The organism is Candidatus Pelagibacter ubique HIMB140, from assembly GCF_025558165.1.
Taxonomy (GTDB): Bacteria; Pseudomonadota; Alphaproteobacteria; order Pelagibacterales; family Pelagibacteraceae; genus Pelagibacter; species Pelagibacter ubique_T.
Genome location: NZ_LAMZ01000001.1, coordinates 864,892 through 881,873, shown reverse-complemented (window position 1 = coordinate 881,873; position 16,982 = coordinate 864,892). Strand labels below are relative to the sequence as shown.

At 28.4% G+C, this 16,982-nt stretch carries 24 protein-coding genes; 14 read left to right on the top strand and 10 right to left on the bottom strand.

What is annotated here, in order from left to right:
- From VP90_RS04780 to VP90_RS04750, 7 genes are all read left to right on the top strand, one after another.
- Positions 1–699 carry a uroporphyrinogen-III synthase gene (locus VP90_RS04780; RefSeq protein ID WP_262589970.1) on the top strand — a complete coding sequence of 233 codons (699 nt, stop codon included), beginning with the start codon at positions 1–3 and terminating at the stop codon, positions 697–699.
- A 2-nt stretch (positions 700–701) separates the two neighbouring features.
- Positions 702–1,787: a mechanosensitive ion channel family protein gene (locus VP90_RS04775; RefSeq protein ID WP_262589969.1), complete on the top strand. Its 1,086-nt coding sequence runs from the start codon at positions 702–704 to the stop codon at positions 1,785–1,787.
- Positions 1,784–2,074: a YggT family protein gene (locus VP90_RS04770; RefSeq protein ID WP_262589968.1), complete on the top strand. Its 291-nt coding sequence runs from the start codon at positions 1,784–1,786 to the stop codon at positions 2,072–2,074. The genes VP90_RS04775 and VP90_RS04770 overlap by 4 nt, the downstream gene beginning before the upstream one ends.
- Before the next feature lie 8 nt (positions 2,075–2,082).
- A complete protein-coding gene (locus tag VP90_RS04765; protein ID WP_262589967.1) occupies positions 2,083–2,928 on the top strand; it encodes a bifunctional 5,10-methylenetetrahydrofolate dehydrogenase/5,10-methenyltetrahydrofolate cyclohydrolase in 846 nt (281 codons plus the stop codon).
- A gap of 79 nt (positions 2,929–3,007) precedes the next feature.
- Positions 3,008–3,211 carry a hypothetical protein gene (locus VP90_RS04760; RefSeq protein ID WP_262589965.1) on the top strand — a complete coding sequence of 68 codons (204 nt, stop codon included), beginning with the start codon at positions 3,008–3,010 and terminating at the stop codon, positions 3,209–3,211.
- A gap of 3 nt (positions 3,212–3,214) precedes the next feature.
- Positions 3,215–3,487, top strand: coding sequence for an SHOCT domain-containing protein (locus VP90_RS04755; protein ID WP_262589964.1), 273 nt, complete (start codon positions 3,215–3,217; stop codon positions 3,485–3,487).
- 8 nt (positions 3,488–3,495) lie between these two features.
- Positions 3,496–4,287, top strand: coding sequence for a TauD/TfdA dioxygenase family protein (locus VP90_RS04750; RefSeq protein WP_262589962.1), 792 nt, complete (start codon positions 3,496–3,498; stop codon positions 4,285–4,287).
- On the opposite strand, the gene VP90_RS04745 is transcribed toward VP90_RS04750, so the two are convergent.
- From VP90_RS04745 to VP90_RS04735, 3 genes are read right to left on the bottom strand one after another with little or no spacing between them, the layout of a single operon-like run.
- Entirely contained in the window at positions 4,288–5,271 is a 984-nt protein-coding gene (locus VP90_RS04745; protein ID WP_262589961.1) for an MBL fold metallo-hydrolase, read from the bottom strand.
- Positions 5,272–5,274: 3 nt separating this feature from the next.
- Positions 5,275–6,366 (bottom strand): PQQ-dependent sugar dehydrogenase, encoded by a 1,092-nt coding sequence (locus tag VP90_RS04740; protein ID WP_262589960.1) that lies wholly within the window; start codon positions 6,364–6,366, stop codon positions 5,275–5,277.
- The gene (locus VP90_RS04735) at positions 6,341–7,051 is read right to left on the bottom strand and encodes an SDR family NAD(P)-dependent oxidoreductase (RefSeq protein WP_262589959.1); all 711 of its coding nucleotides are present in this window, start codon (positions 7,049–7,051) and stop codon (positions 6,341–6,343) included. The genes VP90_RS04740 and VP90_RS04735 overlap by 26 nt, the downstream gene beginning before the upstream one ends.
- Positions 7,052–7,078: 27 nt before the next feature.
- Here VP90_RS04735 and VP90_RS04730 point away from each other — a divergent pair, with 27 nt between their 5' ends.
- The 7 genes from VP90_RS04730 to VP90_RS04700 are packed head-to-tail and all read left to right on the top strand — an operon-like array spanning position 7,079 to position 11,569.
- Positions 7,079–8,572: a cryptochrome/photolyase family protein gene (locus tag VP90_RS04730; protein ID WP_262589958.1), complete on the top strand. Its 1,494-nt coding sequence runs from the start codon at positions 7,079–7,081 to the stop codon at positions 8,570–8,572.
- A complete protein-coding gene (locus VP90_RS04725; protein WP_262589957.1) occupies positions 8,569–9,972 on the top strand; it encodes an FAD-binding oxidoreductase in 1,404 nt (467 codons plus the stop codon). Before VP90_RS04730 ends, VP90_RS04725 begins: the two co-directional genes overlap by 4 nt.
- A gap of 10 nt (positions 9,973–9,982) precedes the next feature.
- Positions 9,983–10,312: a hypothetical protein gene (locus VP90_RS04720; RefSeq protein ID WP_262589956.1), complete on the top strand. Its 330-nt coding sequence runs from the start codon at positions 9,983–9,985 to the stop codon at positions 10,310–10,312.
- A gap of 1 nt (position 10,313) precedes the next feature.
- On the top strand, positions 10,314–10,442 hold the full coding sequence (locus VP90_RS04715; protein ID WP_262589955.1) for a DUF2256 domain-containing protein: 129 nt from the start codon (positions 10,314–10,316) through the stop codon (positions 10,440–10,442).
- Between the two features lie 5 nt (positions 10,443–10,447).
- Positions 10,448–11,167 (top strand): type 1 glutamine amidotransferase, encoded by a 720-nt coding sequence (locus tag VP90_RS04710; RefSeq protein WP_262589954.1) that lies wholly within the window; start codon positions 10,448–10,450, stop codon positions 11,165–11,167.
- Entirely contained in the window at positions 11,164–11,355 is a 192-nt protein-coding gene (locus VP90_RS04705) for a hypothetical protein (protein ID WP_262589953.1), read from the top strand. Before VP90_RS04710 ends, VP90_RS04705 begins: the two co-directional genes overlap by 4 nt.
- Complete coding sequence (locus VP90_RS04700) at positions 11,348–11,569, top strand: hypothetical protein (protein ID WP_023854586.1); 222 nt, start codon at positions 11,348–11,350, stop codon at positions 11,567–11,569. Before VP90_RS04705 ends, VP90_RS04700 begins: the two co-directional genes overlap by 8 nt.
- Here VP90_RS04700 and VP90_RS04695 read toward each other — a convergent pair.
- The 7 genes from VP90_RS04695 to VP90_RS04665 are packed head-to-tail and all read right to left on the bottom strand — an operon-like array spanning position 11,566 to position 16,952.
- A complete protein-coding gene (locus VP90_RS04695) occupies positions 11,566–12,705 on the bottom strand; it encodes an FAD-binding domain-containing protein (RefSeq protein ID WP_262589951.1) in 1,140 nt (379 codons plus the stop codon). The genes VP90_RS04700 and VP90_RS04695 overlap by 4 nt on opposite strands.
- Positions 12,706–12,711: 6 nt before the next feature.
- Positions 12,712–13,092 carry a phosphate-starvation-inducible PsiE family protein gene (locus VP90_RS04690; protein WP_075504930.1) on the bottom strand — a complete coding sequence of 127 codons (381 nt, stop codon included), beginning with the start codon at positions 13,090–13,092 and terminating at the stop codon, positions 12,712–12,714.
- On the bottom strand, positions 13,092–13,550 hold the full coding sequence (locus tag VP90_RS04685; RefSeq protein WP_262589950.1) for a hypothetical protein: 459 nt from the start codon (positions 13,548–13,550) through the stop codon (positions 13,092–13,094). The genes VP90_RS04690 and VP90_RS04685 overlap by 1 nt, the downstream gene beginning before the upstream one ends.
- 53 nt (positions 13,551–13,603) lie before the next feature.
- Positions 13,604–14,221, bottom strand: a complete 618-nt coding sequence (locus VP90_RS04680) for a DsbA family oxidoreductase (protein WP_262589949.1) — start codon at positions 14,219–14,221, stop codon at positions 13,604–13,606.
- Positions 14,222–14,225: 4 nt separating this feature from the next.
- Positions 14,226–15,413, bottom strand: a complete 1,188-nt coding sequence (locus VP90_RS04675) for an argininosuccinate synthase (RefSeq protein ID WP_262589948.1) — start codon at positions 15,411–15,413, stop codon at positions 14,226–14,228.
- Positions 15,414–15,417: 4 nt separating this feature from the next.
- Complete coding sequence (locus VP90_RS04670) at positions 15,418–15,927, bottom strand: invasion associated locus B family protein (RefSeq protein ID WP_262589947.1); 510 nt, start codon at positions 15,925–15,927, stop codon at positions 15,418–15,420.
- Positions 15,918–16,952 carry an aldo/keto reductase gene (locus VP90_RS04665; RefSeq protein WP_262589946.1) on the bottom strand — a complete coding sequence of 345 codons (1,035 nt, stop codon included), beginning with the start codon at positions 16,950–16,952 and terminating at the stop codon, positions 15,918–15,920. Before VP90_RS04665 ends, VP90_RS04670 begins: the two co-directional genes overlap by 10 nt.
- Positions 16,953–16,982: the final 30 nt, after the last annotated feature.

Genomic DNA, 16,982 nt, shown 5'->3' with positions numbered 1-16,982 from the left:
ATGCACATTTTGTTAACTAGACCTATAGAAGATTGCTCAGAAATGATAGTTAAGTTTCAATCTTTAGATCATAAAGTATCTCATCTACCATTAATAAATATTCAAAAAGTTCAACATGAAGAAATTAACTCTCGTGATTATGGTGGTTTAATTTTTACAAGTTCCAATGCTGTAAAAAATTTAAATGTAGAAAATTTAAATAAAAAATTAATTTGTTTTTGCGTTGGTAATGCTACAGAAAAAAAAGCTAGAAATTTAGGTTTCCAAAATACAATTTCTGCAGAAGGGAATGTTTCAAATCTTAAAGAACTAATTCTACAAAATTATGAATTAAAAGAAACTCCACTTCTTTATATAAGTGGTGAGATCATAACAACTGATTTAGACAAACAATTGTTAAAAGAAGGGTATGCTGTTAAACGTATTATCAATTATAAGGTAAATCATACTGAAAATTTTGATGAAAATTTTGTTAACGAATTAAAGCAGAATATACCAGATATTGTTTATGTTTATTCTCAAAATAGTGCCTCTAGTTTCTTAAATTTTATAAAAATCTATCAAACAGAAAACCTTTGGATGAATACAAACTTGATGTGTATAGGTGAAAAAACCTCGTCAATATTGAATGAAATCAAATGGAAAAAGATATTTCTTTTTAATCCTGGAGAAGAAGAGTTTTTGTTATATAAAATTTAGGTATGGAATTAATAAATAATTTTTCTGAAATATTTTTATCTGTTTGGAACAAAGGAATACTTGGTGTTGATATTTTTCAAATTTTAATTGGAATAGGGATATTCTTACTTTTTTTGGTTTTTAGAGGGTTAATTAGTAAATTAATTATAAAAAAATTAGAAATTATCTCAAAAAGAACAACAAACAAATTAGATGATACTTTTGTTCAGTCATTAATTGGTCCAGCTAGATTTTTACCAATTGTATTAGGTTTCTTTATTGCAAGTTACTACATGACTTTTTCAACAGAGGGTAGAGAAGTAGTTGATACAATTAATAGAACGTTAATTACGATATTAATTTTTTGGGTTATTCACCAAATTATTGAACCCATTTCATATATCTTAAGTGGACTAGATAAACTTTTAACTAGAGAACTTATTGGTTGGATAATTAAATCACTTAAGATTTTAATATTTATTTTAGGATTAGCTGCAGTACTAGAATTATGGGGTATTAAGATAGGACCAATTATTGCTGGTCTTGGTTTGTTTGGGGTTGCTGTTGCGCTTGGAGCACAAGATTTATTTAAAAATTTAATTTCTGGAATTTTAGTATTAGTTGAAAAAAGATTCAAAATTGGAGATTGGATTGCAGTAGATGGGATTATTGAAGGCACAGTTGAAAAAATTGGTTTTAGATCAACAACAATAAGAAAATTTGATAAATCTCTAGCGATTATTCCTAATTTTCAATTTGCAGAAAATGCTGTGGTTAATGTTAGCGAAACATCTAATTGGAGAATTAGATGGATAATTACATTGCAGTACGACTCTACGATTGATCAATTAAAGAAAATAAGAGAGGAAATTGAAAGTTATATAAACAACAGTGAAGACTTTAATCAATCAACTGGGGTTGCGGTTAGAATTGAGAAGTTTTCTGATAGCTCAATAGATTTATTGGTAAGATGTTTCACGAATTCAAATAGTTGGAGTAATTCACTAGAAGTTAAAGAGAGATTGGCAATTGAAATTAAGCAGATTGTAGAAAAAAATAAGGCCTCTTTTGCTTTCCCAAGTCAGTCAATTTATGTTGAGAAAAAATGATAGCAATTTTTTATTTAGTTTTACAGATTTTAAAACTGTATTCTTATGTAGTAATTGCAAATGTAGTTATAAGCTGGTTGATAGCATTTAATGTTTTAAATACTCAAAACAGATTTGTTTACTCAATTTTGGAGCTTACTTACAAATTAACTGAGCCAATTCTTAATAAAATTAGACGTTTTTTGCCTAATTTAGGATCACTAGATATTTCACCAATCATTCTTCTTCTGTTGATTTGGTTTATTGAAATGTGTATGAAGCTCTACATTGCACCAATTATATTTTAAAAAGTAAAATGATTTTAATTGACGGAAAAAAAGCTGCAGCTGAATTAAGAGAAGAATTAAAACAAGAAGTATCAGGACTTAAATCCAAATATAATAAAGTTCCTGGTTTAACGGTGATATTAATTGGGGATCTTACTCCAAGTCAAATTTATGTTCGTAATAAAGAAAAATCAGCAAACGAAGTAGGGTTAAAATCAGAAGTAATTAAATATCCTGATAGTGTTGAAGAAAAAACTGTTTTAAAAAAAATTGAGGAACTAAATAAAGATGAAACAGTTTCGGGTATTTTAGTTCAATTACCATTACCAAAACATATAGATAAACAAAAAGTTATTGAGACCATTGATCCTTCTAAAGATGTAGATGGTTTTCATCCAATGAATGTAGGAAATCTTTCATCGGGTTATGAAAGCTCAGTTCCTTGTACACCTCTTGGCTGTTACTTGTTAATTAAAAAAATTGAACCAAATTTAAGTGGAAAAAAAGCAGTTGTAGTTGGTAGATCAAATTTAAATGGAAAACCAATGACCCAATTACTCTTGAAAGAAAATTGTACTGTAACAATTACTCATTCAAAAACTAAAGATCTAAAAACTGAATGTTTAGAAGCTGATATAATTGTTGCAGCAGTTGGAATACCTGAGCTTGTAAAAGGAGATTGGGTAAAGAAAGATGCAATAGTAATTGATGTTGGTATCAATAAAACTGACAAAGGTATTGTTGGAGATGTTGATTTTGAAGATGTTTCAAAAAATGCAAAAGCTTTAACCCCAGTTCCAGGTGGTGTAGGGCCAATGACTATCGCTTGTTTATTAAAAAACACAATTGAGTGTTTTAAAAGATCACAAAAATAAAGACTTTTTATCTAAGTTTAATTGTCTCAAGGATATTTAAACTGATTAAATTACTGTTGTATTTGATAAGCTAGTCTAGATGAAAAAACCTAAATACGAATACAGAATTGCAATTATAATGATTTTGTTAACTGCAGTTCCAATTGGAGCTACTCAATTGGGTTGGTATTTATATAATAAGCAAGTTGGATTTGATTTTGGAATGATTGCTGGAGTTTTTTCTGTTATCTTAGCTGGATATTTGATGTATGAAAAAGGTTGGAGAGATGAGGATGAGGATTAATTAATGGAAAAAATTATTTTTTTTGCTTTAGCAGTGCCAATTTTAGGATTTGTTTTTTACCTAGGTGGTTCTGCAATCATGAAGGGCTTTAAGGCTAAAGTTGATAATCGACCCAATAAACCTGGGGAAACAGAAGCAGATTCAGAAACAGTAATTAGACCTTCAAAAAGTAACGATCTAAGTTCTGAAATTTCTAAATTAAATGAGTTGTATAAAAATGGAGCTCTTACTCAAGAAGAGTTTGAGAAAGCTAAAAGTAAATTACTAAATAATTAAATTTAGACATGTTTAAGATAATTCCCAATAAAAAAAATATTGGGGCAGAGATTACTGGTAACGTTAAAAAAATTTCTAAAAAAGATTTTAAATTTTTTTTTAAAGCACTCGAACTTTATGGTATGATTTTTTTTAGAAGACAAAAACTAAATTCTTCAGATTATATAGCGTTTGCTAAACATTTTGGTAAATTAGCAAAATATCCAAGATTAAAAGGATTAAGTACGAAATATAAACAAATTACTGTCGTTCAAAGAAAAGCAACAGACAAGGGACCTAGTTTTGGAGAACAGTTTCACACAGACTCAATCTACACAAAAAAACCACCTAGATTTACAATGCTTTATTCTAAACTAGTTCCTAAAAAGGGTAGAGCAAATACTGAATTTTCCTCTCAATATTTAGCTTATGATTATTTGTCTAAATCAATAAAAAATAAATTAATTAAAGTGAAGGGAAGGTACTCTTCTGAAGGACCAATTTCAGTTACTACAAGAGAAAGAGTAAAAGAGAAGGGTAGAAAGATTGAAGAATTAAAATCTATTCATAAAATTATAAAAAAAATAAACTCTAAAAATACGATTTATTGCAGTCCTGGACATCTTGTAGGATTTTCTCCAAATTTAAAAAATTCTGAAAAAGTTAAAAAACAATTATTTAAGCACCAAGTTAAAAAAAAATTTCAATACTCATTAGAATGGGAAAAAGATCAGTTAGCTATTTGGGATAATAGATCCATGCTCCACCAAGCTACTCCTTTTAAAGGCAATAGAATTATGCATAGAATAACTATATTGTAGTTATAATAATTCGTTTAAGGATTTTACCTCACCAATATTAAATGTAATTACATCTTCTCTTTTAAATCCATAATTTTCTGCATTATCTTTAAATCGAATTGGTGGTTCCATAATTGGCTCTAAAGATAAAACAAAAGTCCCCCAATGCATTCCTAATACTTTTTTGCTTTTAAGATCTTTTGCTATATTTAAAGCTTCTTCTGGAGTTGTATGATAAATAGTTTTATCAAACATTGGTTTAAAATTATATGCTCCAATGTTGATCATAGTAAGATCAATTGGACCATATTTTTCTCCTAGTTCTTTATAGATATTTCCATAACCAGTATCACAAGCAAATAAAATTTTTCTATTTTTATATTCAATTAAAAAATTCCCCCACAAAGTTTTATTTGTGTCTGTTAGGCTTCTTTTTGACCAATGAACTGCTGGTAGTAAGGTTATTTTTAAATCACTATTAATATTTTTGTTATCATACCAATCCATTTCACTTACATCTTCATAATTCTTAAAATATTTTCCAAGGTTAAGTGGAACTAATACTTTTGCATCTTTGTATGGAAAATTTCTGATAGTTGACATGTCTTGATGATCATAATGATTGTGAGTCAATAAAAATAAATCCGTTTTTGGAATTTCGTTCAGATCTAGTGCAGGTTTAGTAAATCTCTTTGGTCCAAATATTAACGGACCAGCATTTTTTGAAAAAACGGGATCGGTAATAATTGTTGTATTACCTAATTTAATTAAATAAGTAGCATGCCCAATCCAGGCAATGTAATCACCATTTTTGTATTTTTCTAAATCAGATTTAACTTTTTCTTTTTCAACAACATGCTCTTTTGGAAAATTAAGACTAATATTTTTTCTTAATTTACTAAAAGTTCTATAAGAAAATTTCCCTGATCTAGATATTACAACAGGTGAACCCTTAGGATTTCGAAAAGTTCCATCAGATAAGTGGTGATAAGGTTTCTCTTTCATTTATTAATTTTTTTTTTCCATTAGCCACAAATCATCTCCAGCTAGAAAGTAAATTTTCCCATCAATAGGGTGAACTTGTATGTCTCTAATTCTTCCAATTTTATCTTTAAAAATAACTTCCTCTTGGATTTCAGATGTGTTTGAAAATATTAATTTTCTTAAGGATTTATCTTTAAGAGAAGTAATTAATGCATGACCATTCCATTCTTCAAACTCTTTACCTTTATAAATTGTAATAGCACTTGCAGCGATTGAAGGAGCCCAATATTGAATGGCTTTTGTAAATCCTAGTTTCCATTTTGGACCAATCTTAGTTCCTGAGTAATTTGTTCCTCCCCAACCTAAAATTTTCCAACCATAATTTTCGCCTTTTTTGGCTTCTCCAAACCAGTCACCACCCCTTGCTCCATGATTGCTCATATAAATTTTTCCATCAAATTCTGAAAAAGTTAAACCCTGAGGATTTCTAACTCCTATCTGGTATATCTCTGGAAGCCAATCTGGCTTATCCTCAAACTTAGGGTTATCTTTTGGAAAACTTCCATCTAAATTTATTCTAATAATGCTTCCTGGATGTTGAGTTGGATCTTGAGCAATCATATTCATGCCCCTTTCACCTGCAGAAGCAAATAAGTAATTTTCCTTGATAGCAAGTCTAGATCCAAAATGATATCCAGACTCAATTGGTGGATTTGCTTGAAATATATTTTTAAAATTTAAAGAATTCTTATTTAAATCTGCTTTTGCAATTGAGGTACTGGTTTTCCAGTCTCCTCTATTTTCTGAATATGAAATCCATAATTTTTTATCTTTATGAATAATATCTAAAAGACCACCTTGACCATGAACAAAATAGTTTAAATTATGTTCAACTTCAGAAATATTTTTTGAAACAATGTTTATTATTTTAATTTTGCCACCTTTTTCTGTAACAATTAATTCTTCACTATTAATGAAACTTGAACCCCATGGTTCACTAAAAGACCCTAATTTTTCAAAATTATAATTTTTAGAATTTGCTGTTGCAGAAATAAAAATAAAAAAAAATATAAAAATAAATTTTTTCACTTTATGAAAGTTTAGATCTACCACCATCTACAGCTATAACTTGACCAGTGATCCAAGAACTATCTTCTGTAAGTAAAAATTTAGCAACTGATGCTGAATCTTTTCCTTCCCCCAATCTTTTTAATGGATGAGCTTTTGCAATACCTTCTGCTAAAGCAGCATTTTTTAACATGGGTTCAGCAATTTTAGATTTTGTTAAGCTTGGTGCCACACAATTTACTCTTATGTTTGGAGCAAATTCTGCAGCCAAAGAAACAGTCAGACCTTCAACAGCTGCCTTTGCTGATGCGATAATTGCATGATTAGTGAAACCTCTTTGTGCGGCAACAGTTGAAAACATTACAATTGAACCTTTATTTTTTTTTAAAGTTTCTTGATATCCCTTGATAGCTTCAACAGCAGAATAAAGATTCAGTTTCATACATTTTTGAAAATCTTGTTCATTAATCATTCTAAGTGGCTTTAAGTCTATGGATCCTACACAGTAAGCCAATCCTTTGATTTCAGGAATATCTGATTTAACTTTTTCTACGAAACCTTCTTCAAGAACATCTGCGATCGTATATGAACACCCAAGCTTTTCTACAATTGGAGCAAGTTCACTTTCATTTCTTGCAACTAAATGAATATCATTTCCTGAATTTTTTAATTGTTCTGCTAAACTAGATCCAATCGAGCCAGTTGCACCAAAAATAAGATATTTTTCTGACATAAAAACTTTTATTAGTTATATTTAAATATGAAGTTATTTTTTATACTTGGCAACCAATTATTTCCAACAAAATACATAGACCGCTTCAAAAAAGACCATCTATTCTTTATGGCTGAAGATAAGGCTTTATGCACTTATGAAAAGCATCATAAACAAAAAATTTTATTATTTTTATCATCAATGCGATCTTATGCCGATGAGTTAAAGAAAAATAAATTTAAATTAGACTATGTCAAAATTGAAGACAAAGAGTTTCATGATGATTATTTAAAAAAGTTAAAAAAAATTATTACTCAAAAAAAAATAAAAGAAATTTCTAGTTTCGAAGTAGAGGATAAATTTTTTGAAAAAAAAATTTCTCAATTTTTAAAAAAAGAAAAAATTAATTGGAATGTAATTCAAACACCAATGTTTTTAAATTCTAGAGAGTATTTTAAAAATTATTTATCAAAATCAAAGAAACCATTTATGGCAACTTTCTACAAGGATGTTAGAAAAAAATCTGGAATATTGATGGGGTCAGATGGTAATCCAATCGGAGGTAAATGGAGTTTTGATGAAGATAACAGAAATAAATTACCAAAAAATATATTAATTCCTAAATTTCCCAAAATTAATGAAACTAGTCATACAAAAAAATTGAAGCCTATTATTGAGAAGGAATTTAAAAATCATCCAGGAAGTACAGAGAATTTTTGGTTTGCTACTACATATGATGATGTAGTTAAACTTTTAAATTTTTTTATAAAAGAAAAATCCAATCTATTTGGTGATTATGAAGATGCTGTAGATCAAAAAGACAATATTCTTTTTCATAGTGCTTTAAGTCCTTATATAAATTTAGGTATAATAACACCTGAATTTGTTATCCAAAAAATTTTAGATTTTCATAAAAAAAATAAAATTAGAATCAATTCTTTAGAGGGCTATGTACGTCAGGTAATTGGTTGGAGAGAATTTATGCGTGGAATTTACCAGTCCTACTCACAAGAAATGGAAACTGGAAATTTTTTTAAACAGAATAGAAAAATGAAAAGTTCATGGTATGAGGGTTCAACTGGTCTTCCACCTTTAGATTATGCAATTAAAAATGCAGTCAATTATGGTTGGTCACATCACATTGAAAGATTAATGATCTTATCCAACATCATGAATCTTTGTGAGATAAAGCCCACAATTGTTTATAAGTGGTTTATGGAGATGTTTGTAGACTCATCAGATTGGGTAATGGTTCCCAATGTATATGGAATGGGATTGTTTAGTGATGGAGGGATTTTCGCGACCAAACCATATATTTGTGGATCTGCATATTTTATGAAAATGATGGATTTTAAGAAAGGTGATTGGTGTAACACCATGGATGGTCTTTACTGGAGATTCATAGATAGAAACAGAAAATTTTTTTTAAAAAATCCTCGTCTTTCAATGATGGTTCGTATCTTTGATAAAATGAAACCTGATAGAAAAAAATTAATTTTATCTGAAGCAGACAAATTTATCAGAGAGAATACTATAATATGAAAAATGATAAAATTGAGAAAAAATTAAAATCTATCTCAAAGTATATTACTTATTCAGAAGACAAAGAGTTAAATAAAAAATATTCATCAGATTGGAGAGGAAGATTTACTAAAATTTCTTTAGGTGTAATATTTCCAAAGACAACAAAAGAAGTTTCAAAAATTGTTAAACTTGCAAAAACTTATAATATCAAACTAATTCCTCAAGGGGGTAATACAGGTCTTGTTGGTGGAACTGCACCCTCTAAAAATAGAAATCAAATAATTTTAAATTTAGAGAAAATGAATCAAATTTTAGAAATTGATGAGCAAAATTTATCAGTTGAATTAGAGGCTGGTGTTATTCTTCAGCATGCTATTTCCAAGTTAGAAGATAAAGATTATACTTTTCCATTAAATATGAGTTCTATTGGCTCCGCTCAAGTTGGTGGAGCAATATCAACTAACGCAGGTGGAATGAATGTTATTAAATATGGTTCAATTAGAGAAAATATTTTAGCTTTAGAGGTTGTATTATCAAATGGAGATATTTTAACGCTTGGCTCTAATTTAATTAAAGATAATACAGGTTACAATTTAAAGGATATTTTTTGTGGTTCTGAAGGAACATTAGGTATTATCACAAAGGCAAGAATAAAAATTTTTCCTAAACCTGTAAATGAATCTACTTGTTTTATATCAATTGCAAATTTTGAGAATGTCATAAATATTTTTAAATATGTAAGAAAAAATTTTGGAGATAAAATTGAAAGAATTGAGTTTATTTCAGACCTATCTTTCGAACTTTGTTTGAAACACAATTTATTAAATAAAAGGTTTTTTAAAAAAAAAACTAATTATTATTTATTAATTAAGTTTATTTATTTTGATAGATCAGAAAAATATATGGAAAATTTAGAGCAATTTTTCATAGACCAAGAAAAAAATTGCGTTGAATTTTTGCTTGGTCAAAATGAAAAAGAAAATATTGATTTTTGGAAATTTAGAGAATCTTTAACTGAAGCTCAGAAAATAGAGGGTAAACTTCTTGGTTTTGATATTTCTGTTCCAATAAATTATATGGATATATTTTTAAAAAAGTCAAAAGAGCAAATAAATAAATTATTACCTGGAATTAAATTTCATATTTTTGGTCATTTGGGAGACTCTAATATTCATTTCAACCTAATAGAACCTGAAAATTTACAAAAAGATTTTTATAAATTTGAAAAAAAAATAAAAAAAATAATAAACAATTTAATAATTGAGTTTAAAGGATCTGTAAGTGCAGAACATGGAATAGGAATTTTAAAAAAAGATGATTTTAAAAAAACCAAAAGTGTTAAGGAAATAGAGATAATGAAAAAAATAAAAAAACTTTTAGATCCTCAAAATATATTAAACAAAGATAAAATTTTTTAATTAGATTATTATGTACATTGCAATAACTGGTCTAAAACCAAAAAATTTTTTTTCAAAATTAAGATTTTGGTTGTTGGCAATCCCATCTTTTAGGGCAGCACAAAAAGCTGAAGGAAACATATTTTGTGAAACAAAGCCATTTAACGGATACCAGCATACTTTAACAGCTTGGAAAGATAGAAAGCTGATGGTTAAATATTTAAATGGAACAGAGCATTCAAAAGCAATGAGAAATTTTAGAGCAATTGCAACAGGTTCTACATATGGTTATGAAAGCGATCATATTCCAAATTGGGATGAAGCTTTAGATCTTTGGAATAAAAATTTTAAAGAATATTAAATTGAAAAAACAAAACTTACCCTCAAAAATATGCCCTGTATGCAAAAGACCATTTACGTGGCGAAAAAAATGGAAACTTAATTGGGATAGAGTAAAATATTGTTCCAAAAAGTGTTCTAAGCTAAGTTAATCATAGTGAATATAATTGTACTACAACATATTAAAATAGAGGATCCAGGCTACATTAAAGATTTAATGCTATCTGATGGATTTAATTTAACCACAATAGAGTTAGACGAAGGTGAAAAAATACCAGAAGATCTTAGTAAATTTGATGGAATGTTTTGTATGGGAGGACCAATGGATACCTATATGGAAAAGGAATACCCATGGCTAATTGAAGAAAAGAAAAAAATCAAAGAGTTTGTTGTAGATTTAAAAAAACCTTATTTAGGTTTTTGTTTAGGTTGTCAATTATTAGGAGAGGTAGTGGGTGGTAAAGTTGTTAAATCAAATCCTGCAGAAATTGGTATTATGGATATTGATTTTTCTAAAGAAAAAGAAAACGATAATTTGTTTTCACAATTTCCTGATAAGATAAAAAGTTTACAATGGCATTCTTATGAGGTTCAAGGTATTGAAAACAATAATGATATAACTTTATTGGCTTCCTCTCCAATTACTAAATATCAAATATTTAAATATCAAAACCACGCTTACGGAATTCAATTTCATATAGAAATAAAAGATACAACAGTCAATGAATGGGGATGTGTTCCTGAATACAAGAAAGCTTTAGAGGATCAGTTTGGTAATAACGCTTTAGAAAAATTTGATCAATCAGCAAAAGATAATATGAATGATATGAACAATTATTCTACAATTCTTTATAATAATTTTAAAAAAATTCTATGATTTGCATAAAGACTGAAATACCTAATGAGCTAAACGATATAGATGATGAACTTAAAGCAATCTACCACAGCAAAGATACAGTTTGTTTTTACATTTTCAAAACAAGAGAGTTAAGAAATGAATTTTTAGAAAAAACAAAGGGTATGAACAAAAGTGAGCGTGAAGAGATATATAAAAATTATGAATAATAAAATTTTTGAATGGGCAGGGGTTATTACAGCAATATTGTATTCTTTATTTGTGGCTTTAAACATAGGAATAGAATTTTTTGGTTTTTGCTTATTACTTTTGTCAGCTATTCTAATTGGAATTTGGGCTTACAGGGGTGGCCATAAAGGAATTCTCTTACTGCAATTTTTTTATGCTACCGCTGGAATTATAGGTATGGTTCGATGGTTTTAACTTAAGGTTGAAACAATTTTGGGAATATAATTTTTAAAATTAAAAAAACCTTTATTACAATATTGCCAAGCTAACTGATCAAGGCTTCTGTATAAAAAACTTACATTTATATCATTTGAATTTAAGTAGTCTAAATTTTCACCTACTGTTGGATACAAACCATAACAATTTTCAATGTCTATAACTTCACTTATATCAATTAACTGAAAATCAATAGATTGATTTTTTAATCTTTGTGCTTGGTCTTCTATTAACTGAGATTTAAATTTCACTAATTTTTCACTGAGTTTTATAGATCTATTTTCATTTTTGTTAGAAACTAAGTAAATTTTCTTAAAGTTTTTTTCTTTAAAGTCAGTGATTTCAAATGAGAGATTATTATCAAAAATTAAAAGATTTTTTTCTTCAATATTTTGTGGATTAGTAAAATCTTGTTTTATTATTTGATAAGATTTTTCTGAGATTTTAGGAGGGGCATTTTCATTTAATTTTACGTTTTGAAATCTATTGTTTGTGAATTTTTTAATATTCCATTCACTAGCAAGATAATGTTTTCCTTGAGTTTGAACACCTGCAACCCATCGCCATCCAAGAGTATTTGATGCAGCATCTCCATCATAAAGATTTTGCATGAAAAATTCTGCGCCTAATTGCCAAGGTAGTTCTAAGGTAAAAATCCAAATACTAGCAAACCACATTCTTGTATGATTATGCAAATAATTGTTTTCTTTTAGCTCGTTAACCCATTCATTAAAGCATTCAATATCTGTTTTTCCCTCAATTGCTGAGAGATAATTTTTATTATTTTGAAGTTCATTTTTTATTTGATTTAATTCAATAAGATAATCTGCCCAAACATTTGGTCTTAGCTCTAACCAACCTTTCCAATAAGTTCTCCATAAAACTTCTTGAATAAATTTTTCATTTTTTGAAAAAGAAAATTTGCTTAGAGCTTTCTGGATGACTTCTTTTTCGTTTATAATTCCGTGTGTTATGTATGGAGATAAGCATGATATATTAGATCTTTTTTCAGGACCAAAATCAAAATTTCTTAATTTAGAATAATCTGCAAGATTGTTATCGATAAAATTATTTAATTGATTTAAGGCCTTAGCCCTTGAAGCTTCAAACATCATTTTAAATTATTTTGATTTTTTTTTCTTGAGACCCAATTTATCACTATGTCTCAATCTTAAGACAACAATTGCTCCAGCAATTAATAAAATCGCGACCGCTTCATAAACAAGTGCAGTAGGATCCATTTCTTTTCCTTGTAAAATAATAAATCGTGCAAGAGCAGTAATTGCAATAAGCAGTGGAAGGGTAATACTAATTGATTGTTGGTTCCAAAAAACTCTAACCATCGCCAGGACCTCTAGATAAAGAAACATTAATAGTAGATCAGCTAATGTTACAGATTGATTTAAGAACATATTTTTCATCTCAATTCCAACTGCAATAACTGTGCTGATTAAGATAATAACCATCAAAGCTAGTTGTAAGTTTTTTGCTATCTTGTCCATTATTTATCTTTACTAAATGGAAGCCATTTTTCAAAAACTGATTTTGACGGCCCATCATAAGGAATTGAATAAGAACTTGGATTAGGACTAGTTAATACTTCAATACCTTTTGAAAAAACAAATATAAATACTATCACAAAAACAATTACCATAATCTTAAATGGGTCAAAATTTTTAGTTTCAAATACACTGCTAGATCTTTCCTCTGCTTTATGAAATTGTTTAAAAGTCATATACACAGCAAAAATTAATCCTACATGCGCTACATAAAGACCTGCCCAACCAAATGCAAATGTTGTGTATGAGAATACATATAAACTAAAAACTGTAGTCCAAATAAAACTTAGAACTAAAAGAATTTGAAGTCTAACTGTTTTGGGTAGTGCTCTCAGATCATTTTTACTATCATCAAACAAAATGTTTGCAGCATCTTTCATCCAGTTTTTTAACGAGTCCATGTATTTAACATATAGTTTTAAAAAGTTATAACAAAGGAAAAATTGACTTAATTTTAGTTTAAGTTTGAATTTATTGCATTTTCCAAGTGTGTTACACTTTGAGCACCTGATATAAAAACATTTCCTATCTCATAAAACGGAACACCACTTATATTTTTTTTTGTAGCAATTAATATTTTTGAATTTACAACCGCAATATTTTTATCATTGATAAAATTTTTAAAGATCTCTTCAGAAATATTATATTGTTTTGCAATATTGGTTAAAACATCAATATCTCCTATGTCGAGACCATCAATAAAATATGATTGATAAATTTTTTCTTTTACCTGATTTTGTATATTAAACTTTTCACTCAAAATTATTAGTAAATGAGATAGAACTGTATTAGGAGTTTTTTTTATTTTATCTAAATTAAAATTCATTCCAGACTCTTTTGCTTTTAATTTCATATTTTCATACATAGGTTCTGCAAATTTTTTCCCACCAAATTTTATCTCAAGATATTTATCACGAGCTATTCCCTCTAGAGGCATATCCGGGTTTAATTGAAAAGGTATATGTTTAATTTCAAATTTTATGTTTGGAAATTTTTTAATCGCTGTATTTAAATTTTTATGACCTATGTAACACCATCCACAAATAGTGTCTGCGAATATATTTATTTCCATTTATTTATGAACGAAGTTTTTTCTTATGATAATTAATAAATCTCTCAACGTTAGATTTATTAAATGTTTTATTTTCTTCAAAAGAAACTTTTTTCATAGAGTATGCTGAACTATTTGTAATTCGAGATTCGATTATTACATTTCCTTTATAAAGTTTAAGTTTTACTGAGCCATTAACTTTGTTTCTTTTCAGATCAACAATTTTTTGAAGTTTAAATCTTTCTTTTGAATACCAATAACCATTATAAATAAGTTCAGCATATCTTGGCATAATCTGATCTTTTTTATGCATTGTTTCTTTATCTAATGTTACAGATTCGATTGCTCTATGTGCATGAATTAATAAAGTTCCACCAGGTGTTTCGTACACACCTCGAGACTTTATTCCAATAAATCTATTTTCAACTAAATCGACTCTTCCTATTCCATTTTTTCCAGCAATGTTGTTCAATTTTTCTAATAATTTTGAAGGAGACATTTTTTTTCCATTAATTGCAAATGGGTCTCCTTTTTTAAAGTTGATTGTAATAAATGAAGGTTTGTTTGGAGCTTTCTCAGGAGAAGCTGTTCTTTGGTAAATAAATTCTGGCGCAGAATTTTTTGGATTTTCTAATACTTTCCCCTCAGTTGATGTATGAAATAAATTGTCATCTACTGAAAAAGGTGGAGCACCCTTTTTATCTTTTGGTATTGGTATACCATGTTTTTTTGCATAGTTAATTAAATCAGTTCTTGATTTTAATTTCCAAATTCTCCATGGAGCAATAATTTTTATTTTTGGTCCAAAGTAATGATAGCCCAATTCAAATCTTACTTGGTCGTTTCCTTTTCCTGTAGCACCATGTGATACTGCATTGGCTTTAAATTTTTTAGCAACTCTTATTTGGTCTTTTGCTATTAGTGGTCTAGCAATAGACGTCCCTAAAAGATACACCCCTTCATAAATTGCATGTCCTCTAATCATTGGGTAAACGTAATTTTTTACAAAAGTATCTTTTAAATCTTGGATAATAATATTTTTGACACCAAATTTTTTTGCATTTTTAAAAATTTTTTTTCTATCAATTTCTTGACCAACATCAGCGGTATAACAAATTACTTCAGCATTATAATTTTCTTGAAGCCATTTTAAAATTATGGATGTATCTAAACCGCCTGAGTAGGCAAGTACAATTTTATTTTTTGATTTCATTTAATTATGTACAAGCTTTTTTTGATGCGTTGTAAGCTTTGGTAAATCCAAGCAAAGAATAATGATCAATTGTTTGGGATCCATTTTGATTGTAACCAATAATCATTATTCTTGATCCCTTCTTCATTCTACTAATCATTTTTACTTCAATTTTGTTATCAGCAATCCATGCAAAGCCTTGTTGCATTATATCAAACTTAAATTTGTTCTTTCCAGATGCCGCAATAACAGAGTTTTTGTTATTAAATTCATATCCAGGAGTAACACTTACTTCATTTGAGATGCTTTCTTCTGGTCTAAAAGTTACAAATAATTTTGCATCTCTTTTGTTTGATTTTGGTGCTTGAAGCACTGGTACTGATTGTGCAAAACATACTTTGCCATCAGGTTCATATGCTACCATTGCTTCCCAATCTTTATATTTACCAATTTTTTTTACTTCTTGTGCAAGTAAATGATTTGAACTTAAGATAAATACAGTTGATAAAATTATTATTTTTTTAATTAAGGACATGGGTTTGGATAAATTGTTTGAACTTGATTGATTTCTTCAATGACATCATTAGATAAATTTACATTTACACTTTCTATATCTGATTTCAACTGCTCCATAGTAGTTGCACCTATAATAACACTTGTCATAAATTCTTGGATTTCACAGAATTTAATAGACATTTGAGTCATATTTAAATTGTGTTTCTTGCAGATTTTAAAATAAAGTTCTACAGCAGCCTCTGTGTTAGGTTTTCTATATCTTGTCCAAAAATCAAAGTCTCTTTCCATTCTTGATCCTTTAGGAAAATTCTTATTTCTATACTTTCCTGTTAAGTATCCACTTGCTAGAGGTGAGTACGCAAGACATCCAATTTTTTCTCTAATTGAAACTTCGGCTAATCCTACTTCATAAGTTCTATTTAGTAAGCTGTATGGATTTTGAATAGACATCATTCTTGGTAAATTTTTATCTTTTGATAGCTGCAAATAATTTAACGCTCCCCAAGGAGTTTCGTTCGAAAGACCAACGTATCTTATTTTCCCAGCTTTAATATATTTATCTAATTCCCCAAGAACATCTTCAAATTGATTCCAATCATTTTCTTTATGAACATAACCAAGTCTTCCAAAATTATTTACATTTCTTTCTGGCCAATGCAGTTGATATAAATCAATATAATCTGTTTTAAGTCTTTTGAGACTATTGTTCAAAGCCGACTCTAAGTTTGGACCTGTAAAACTATTTTCTCCATTTCTTAAATAATCTCTTGCTGGACCAGCAACTTTAGTAGCTAAAATAACTTCTTTTCTTTTTTTTGTTTTTTCAAACCAATTACCAATTATTTCTTCAGTGTCCCCATAAGTTTCTTTACGAGGAGGAACTGCATACAATTCAGCAGTATCCCAAAAATTAACTCCATTACTTAAAGCAAAGTCCATTTGTTCAAATGCTTCGTCTTGAGTATTTTGTTCGCCCCAAGTCATTGTACCGAGACAAATTGTACTCACATCAAGATCGGTATTTCCCAATTTTTTGTAATTCATTAATGTTTTATGTTAACTTTTTATTAATCT